The sequence below is a fragment of the Helicobacter sp. CLO-3 genome (assembly GCF_001854545.1).
GTDB lineage: Bacteria > Campylobacterota > Campylobacteria > Campylobacterales > Helicobacteraceae > Helicobacter_B.
The window spans coordinates 1-6,730 of sequence record NZ_MLQN01000058.1 but is presented as its reverse complement, the minus strand read 5'-3'; the positions used below and the strand labels follow the sequence as shown (position 1 = coordinate 6,730).

Sequence of the window (6,730 nt, the reverse complement as noted above, 5' to 3'; positions counted from 1 at the left end):
CCACCCCTTCGCCGCGGGCCACGCACCCTAAATTGGCAAGACCGCCCCCTAGTCCCCCTGCACCCCCTTACCCCTGTCAGCCCTATAAGGTGCCGCACTTTGTGCGAAGATTTGATTAAACTCAAAATTTGCTTCGCAAATTTTGGATTCTGGCGCTATCTTGCCGCGATATAGGCGCAATCTCTACAGCCACCCTTTCTTTTTAAAATAAATGATAGGAATGACGGTAGAGACGACCATCACGACAAGCACCACCGGATAGCCCCACTCCCACTCAAGCTCTGGCATAAACTTGAAGTTCATCCCATAAATCGTGCCAATGAGCGTTGGTGGCATCATCGCCATAGTCGCCACGGTGAAAAGCTTTATTATCTTGTTTTGCTCGATGTTGATTTGGCTGGTGAATAGATTTTGCGTGTTATCAAGCACAGTGAGATTTACCGTCGTAAAATCGACGATAGAGTTCAAGTCCTTTAGCACGATGGTTAGGTCTTTTTTGATGTCTTGCTCGACTTTGTCGGTTTTTAGCAGCATGGTTATCGCGCGGCGCTTGTCAAAAAGCGAGTCGCGCACGCTCATATTGAGCTCTTGGAGGTGTGAAAGCTTGGTAAGATGCGTGATGTGGTCGCTCGCATCTTGCTCAAACACCGATTTGCGAAGCAGCTTTGTAAGCTTGGCTGCACCTTCTATCATATCAGCATCCTGCTCGACTCTTAGCTCAAAAATCTTGCTTAGCAGATCAAATCCATCTTCGAAATTTTTGGGACTCAAAAGCACGCTTTGCTGGATCTCATTGAATACCTTAAAATCCGCATATCGAATCGTAAATAAAATGCCTTGAAATAGGATGAAAGTGATAGTTTCATTTTGCAAATCCATATCGTTATTGCGCATCAAAAAATAAGTATTTATCGTAATACTTTGCGCATCCTCAAAATACCGCGCGCTCTCCTCGATCTCCTCGCGCTCCTCTTTGGTAGGGATGTCTAGCGCGTAAGTCTGGGCGATGTAGCTTACCTCGATAGGCGTGGGATGCAGCAGGTCAATCCACAAAATCACGCCTTGCGGAAGCTGTAGATTCTCGATATTTTCTACACTTAGGCTTTCGCGGCGCACCACACCGCCATGCTTGAAAAACACATTCATCATCATCGCCTCCTTATAGAAAATAAGCGCTTGCAAGGCGCTATCGCTAAAAAATGCCAGAATCTAAAATCTAGCAGAATCTAGTGGGTTTTAACTTTTGGCGCGCTCTAACAAATATCTAGCGGATAATATCCAAAATATCCCACAAAATCGCAGAAAATCGCAGAATCTTTAGCTAGATTCTGACTAATTTAGATTCTAGACTAGAATCTGATTGGCTTTTAGATTCTTATCTAGAATCCAGCTCGCCTTAGATTCTGCTGGGCGAAGTTTGGATTCTACCTTTTGCGCACCGCGCGCCTACTTTTTATCCAGCACTTCAAACGCTGGCAATATTTTGCCCTCAAGCAGCTCTAGGCTCGCCCCGCCACCTGTGGAGATGAAGCTCATATTATCGCGCTCGCCAGCCCGCTCTACTGCATCCGCCGTGTCGCCCCCGCCGATGAGACTGAAGGCATAAGTATCCGCGATAGAATGTGCTATGTTGAAAGTCCCGCGCGAGAACTGCGAGACTTCATAGATTCCAAGCGGTCCGTTCCAGATGATGGTTTGCGATGCTTGGATGACTTCGTTAAACAGCTTTGTAGTCGCTGGTCCCATATCCACCGCGATATGCGTGCTTGGGATATCTTGCACAGGCGTTATTTTTATGTTGGTGTGGTTTTTGATATCATCGGTGCTGACGACATCCACGGGCAGGTAGATTTTGGTGTTTTTTTGCGCGGCTTTGGTGAGGATAGCGCGCGCCTCATCGACTAGGTCTTCTTCCACCAGCGATTTTGCCATATCAAAGCCTAGCGATTTTAGGAATGTATTACTCATCGCCCCGCCGATGATGATTTTATCCACCACGCCAAGGATGTTTGAAAGCAGTCCTAACTTTGAGCTTACCTTGCTTCCACCGACGATAAGAAGCACGGGTTTTAGCGGGTTTGCCAGCGCTTTGGCAAAAGAGTCTATCTCTTTTTTTAGCAATAGCCCCGCCACTTTTTCTTTGGCAAAGCTAGCAATGCCATAAGTCGAGGAGTGCGCCCTGTGGCTCGTGCCAAATGCGTCATTGACAAACACATCACAAAGATTTGCAAGTCTTTTGCTTAGCGTCTCGTCATTTTTTTCTTCTTGCGGGTAGAATCTGATATTTTCTAGCAGTATCACGCTGCCGCTGGCACTTTCACCAAGCGCCTCCACCGCCTCGATAGAATCCGCAAAAAGCACCGGTCGCTCTAGCAATCGCTCAAGTCGCTTTAGGATGTGCTTTAGCGAAAACTCGGGCTGCACGCCTTTGGGGCGCCCGAGGTGGCTCACTAGCACGATGGATTTTGGCTCATTGTCGATGCAGTAGTTTATGGTGGGCAGCGCCTCGCGGATTCTCGTGTCATCAGAGATGTTGAAATCCTCATCCATAGGGACATTGAAATCCACACGTATCAGTATGCGCTTGTCGCGCAGTGCGACATCTCGCACGCTTTTCACCTGCTGCATGAAAGTAATACCAGCGACTTGCTTCATCATAACTCCTTGCGTGTCTTGATTCAAAGTCGCAATAATAGCACAAAACTATAAATCAAAAAAAAAGTGGGGTTATCTATCCACTGAATTTAGGGCAAAGCCTACCAGTAATGGATAAAAAAGAATATAGTGCCCGGCATTTAAAAATACTAGGTGCTATCTAAAATATCATCCTGGCTAAAGCGCTTATGTCAAAGCCAGAATCTAAAACTTCTTCTTATTCACATCGCTTAGGATGTCTTCAGCGATGGTATTTACTTTGGTTGTGATGTTGTTGGTGGCATGGGCTACTTCGACATTTTCATGCGTGATAGATTCTAGCTGCGTGATAGCCTCATTTATCTGGCTTACGCCATTTGTCTGCTCTTTTATAGATTCTGCCATTTCGCTCATGCTTTGGACTAGCAGATTGACATTTGCCTCGATTTCACCTAGCGATTTTTGCGTGCGCTCGGCAAGCTTCCTTACTTCATCAGCCACGACGGCAAATCCCCTGCCATGCTCGCCCGCGCGCGCAGCCTCGATAGCGGCATTTAGTGCGAGCAAGTTTGTCTGATCGGCAATGTCTTTGATGATGCCTACGATATTTCGTATATCATCGGCCTGCCTTGTAGCCTCGGTTGTTTGGTTGCTTACTTGCTGCATGGATGCGCTTATCTCTTCTATCGCGGAGGCGGATTGCTCAAGCGATGAGGCTTGGGTTTGCGAGCAGGAGATGAGTTTGCCCATAGATTCTGCTAGCTTTTCGCTTTGGCTAGCCAAATCTTTGGCAAAATTGCTAGATGCTACGAGCATCCCGCAAATCTCCTTGCCAAGCATATTTGCTGTGATTTCCACATTTCCTTTGGCATCCTCGATTTGGCTCGTAAAATCAAGCATTTTATACGAGTCAAACACGCGATTTATCGCATTCATATCGCGTCCGATTTTTTGCTCGAGAATCTCTAGCATATTATTTAGCACATTTTTTAGCTCATTTAGCTGCGGATTGCCTGGATTGCAAGAGATGCGCGCGTTGAAGTTCCCCGCCTCTATCTCTTTGGCAACTTTTATAGTCTCTTCTACCGCTTCTTTATCACGCCTTATAGCATCTTTGGTATGCGCTACATTCTCGTTTATATCTTGGACGATTTTGGCAAACTCGCCATCGCATTTGACTTGTATATTGTGGCAGTCGTTGCTCTCGTGGTTGATAAACGCGAAAAAATTATGCAAGCCAGATTGTATGATAGGCAGATTTTTTAGATAATAAAAAAGCACTGCATTTACTATCGCCATCACCACGATTATCATCACAAGCGATGCGGCGATTTGCTGATAAAGTGCTGTGCGAAGCGCATCATCATAGTCAGAAAAAAGACTAGAAGAACAAAGCATCCAATCCTTGCTATCTTTGATACACACGCCCACGCGGCTGCCTTCAAACTCATAGGAGATGACATCAGTAGGTCTTAGCGTATCTTTGTCTTTTAGCTCATTGCGAAATAGATTTATCACGCCAGCCACGCCCGGATCATCGGTGTTTATCAGATCTGGATTGGAGTGTGTTATCACATTATCGCTATCATTTGTCAGGAAAATATTAGTCGATTCGCTCCCGCGCAGTCTGTCAAACTCCATCTGCAAATCTTCCAAAAACACATTCCCCCCGACAACAGCCACCAGCTTATCGCCTATGAAAACAGGAGCATATACAGACATCACCAGCTCATCATCCACATTGCTATATGGTTTGGAATAGCCGGATTTGCCGCGCTTTTTCGCTTCTTGATACCACACACGCGTGCGCGCATCAAACTTAATCAGCAGCATCAAAATACGCATAAGGCTTTGTTTTGCTCTCACTTATTTTGATAAGCGAGCCATCAGATTCAAACCCGATAAAAATCTCGCCAAACTCCACAACCGGAAGTATATCTTTCAAAAGCCTTGTCGCTGTTTCTTTGGACGCATCGCCGCGCTCTGCCATACTTCGCGCTAGCGCTTGCATACTCTTATGCTTTGGCGAGAAAAACTCATCGATAAACAGCATCCCCGCTTTTACGCTCTCTTGCCTTGAGTGCGTCATATTATCGATGATGCCTTGTTTGCTTATGTTGTAGCTTATTGCTGCGATGATTGCCGAGCTGATTATTAGCGAGACAAGCGTGATGAGCGACATTTTGCGCCGCATTCCCATATTTTTCATGATGCTCCTTTGGGTTTGGTTGGTATTAGATTCTGCGCTTTGCGCGCTTTTGCTACGCTATTTGACATATTTGCTGCGCTATTTTGATGCATTTTGCATGCAGGATTCTAGCGCACTAATGTTACTTTTGTCTAGTCCTTTTGATTCTAGTGTGAAAAAATCGGGATTTATGATAGTTTTTGAATGGCTTAGCACATCTTCCAAGCTCACCGCCCTACCCGCAGAATCTATAGGCGAAAGCGTGTAGCAGATGCCATCATTTACCCCGCCTATCATATCTGTGATGTGATCAAATGATGCTATGATTTTTTCTTTATACGCCACATTGCCTAGCATCATCGTATAGGCGATGAAATTTTTCATCGTTTGCGCGGATTGGACTAGCTGGGCTTTGTATTTGGCAGAATCCTGCTCGCTTGGATTCTCGCTTTTTGCGAGCTTTTGGATGATTTTTTGCGTCAGATTTTCTGTCGTCATGACAAATGATATATTTTCTATCAGCACGCTACTATCGCGCAAAAACGCCTCGCTATCATTGCTGCATTTTTCAAACGCGCCAAAAATCACCTCGCGCAGGCTATCGGGTGACTCAAGCGTCGCTGGCTCAAGCGCGAAGTTTTCTCTAGTGTCGATATATAGCTTGTATTTGGCATTATTTGCCTTAGCCTCGCAGGATATATCGCTATTTATGGGGTTTTGTGGATTCTTGGCATTTTCGACATTCCCAGCGCCTTCCGCTTTTGCTAGCGTCTCTAGCTTGCTATCGATGCTGCATTTTATATCTTTTGGGAAAAGTATATCGCCAAAATCCACGCCCGGCGCCATCACGCCCAAAAGCATGCCTAGAAACGACTTGCTAGAAAGCGTCATATTGCTAGATTCTAGCTTGATTCTAAGCGATTTGCTCCCGATGTCTGTGATACCTAGCCGCACGCGCTCAAGCGAGACTATATCACCCCAATCAACCTTGCCAGACTCACACCAAATATCCTTGACGCCATGACATTTAAAAGGCTGATATGAAAGGCTCGGATCTGCATCATGCACGCGCTCTAGCTGCGCGTTTATAGAATCTTGGATATTCTTTTTCAAAGAATGACTCATATAAAACACCACGCCAAGCAGCAGCACGATGATCACCGCGCCAAGCCCCAAAATGACGGCAAAAACCTTTTTCATAAAAACTCCTTAGGATTCTCATAAATGCGATTTTGGCGATTTGGACTAATGCAAAGGCATTATACATAAGAATCGCAAACTTTATCCGCAAATACCAAAACTATCTAAGGATAAATTTTTTTATTTACACTTTGTGGCATTTTTGGTAGAATCTATCGACAACGCTTGCCTTTAAATACAATCTCTTTAATAAATCAAACCCCGATTTGGCAAACTCACTTGCAATCCTCGCAGTATTTTTTGACTATGCGCTCTACTTCAGAACGATATTTTTCGAATCCAAATATATCCATACAATGTCTAAAACGCAAAGTGCTCATAGCATTAGGCAGGTAGTAGTAGTTATCATCAAAATATTTTTGCAAGTCTAGCCTGCCTTGAGCTACATCTTTCCGTAGCTTAAAAGGTTTATTTTTCTCGATAGGCTCGAACAAATTTTCTTTATCATATTGCAAGCAATATTGCAATCCCCATTCTGCTAAAATAGAGGATTGTATGGCATTTGTTACTGCCAAAGCTTCGGCAAATGGGGGTCCAGCATATACCATTGTGCATGCCATAATCAAATATTGCAAAATAAACTTTTTCATACAATCTCCTTAATCAAGTCCCGATTTAGCAAACTCACTCGCACTTCTTGCAGTGCTGCTTGACTTTGCGTTCCTCCTTAGCCTTGACTATGCGCTCTACTTCGTCATGGTATTCTTT

Annotated in this window: 5 protein-coding genes and 1 pseudogene; all 6 read right to left on the bottom strand. The window is 44.8% G+C overall.

What is annotated here, in order from left to right; all coding sequences use genetic code 11:
* Positions 1–183: 183 nt before the first annotated feature.
* The 6 genes and pseudogenes from corA to BKN38_RS09825 all read right to left on the bottom strand — a co-directional run bounded on the left by corA (position 184) and on the right by BKN38_RS09825 (position 6,612).
* Positions 184–1,149, bottom strand: a complete 966-nt coding sequence (corA, locus tag BKN38_RS09850; RefSeq protein WP_066458342.1) for a magnesium/cobalt transporter CorA — start codon at positions 1,147–1,149, stop codon at positions 184–186.
* 297 nt (positions 1,150–1,446) lie between these two features.
* Positions 1,447–2,655 carry a phosphoglycerate kinase gene (locus tag BKN38_RS09845; protein ID WP_066458345.1) on the bottom strand — a complete coding sequence of 403 codons (1,209 nt, stop codon included), beginning with the start codon at positions 2,653–2,655 and terminating at the stop codon, positions 1,447–1,449.
* A gap of 204 nt (positions 2,656–2,859) precedes the next feature.
* Positions 2,860–4,398, bottom strand: a pseudogene (locus BKN38_RS12345) (methyl-accepting chemotaxis protein); the annotation flags it as partial.
* A 55-nt stretch (positions 4,399–4,453) separates the two neighbouring features.
* The gene (locus tag BKN38_RS09835; protein ID WP_070957819.1) at positions 4,454–4,843 is read right to left on the bottom strand and encodes a hypothetical protein; all 390 of its coding nucleotides are present in this window, start codon (positions 4,841–4,843) and stop codon (positions 4,454–4,456) included.
* Between the two features lie 78 nt (positions 4,844–4,921).
* Positions 4,922–6,022 carry a hypothetical protein gene (locus tag BKN38_RS09830; protein ID WP_066458349.1) on the bottom strand — a complete coding sequence of 367 codons (1,101 nt, stop codon included), beginning with the start codon at positions 6,020–6,022 and terminating at the stop codon, positions 4,922–4,924.
* Positions 6,023–6,237: 215 nt separating this feature from the next.
* Positions 6,238–6,612 carry a hypothetical protein gene (locus BKN38_RS09825; protein WP_066458355.1) on the bottom strand — a complete coding sequence of 125 codons (375 nt, stop codon included), beginning with the start codon at positions 6,610–6,612 and terminating at the stop codon, positions 6,238–6,240.
* Between the last annotated feature and the right edge of the window lie 118 nt (positions 6,613–6,730).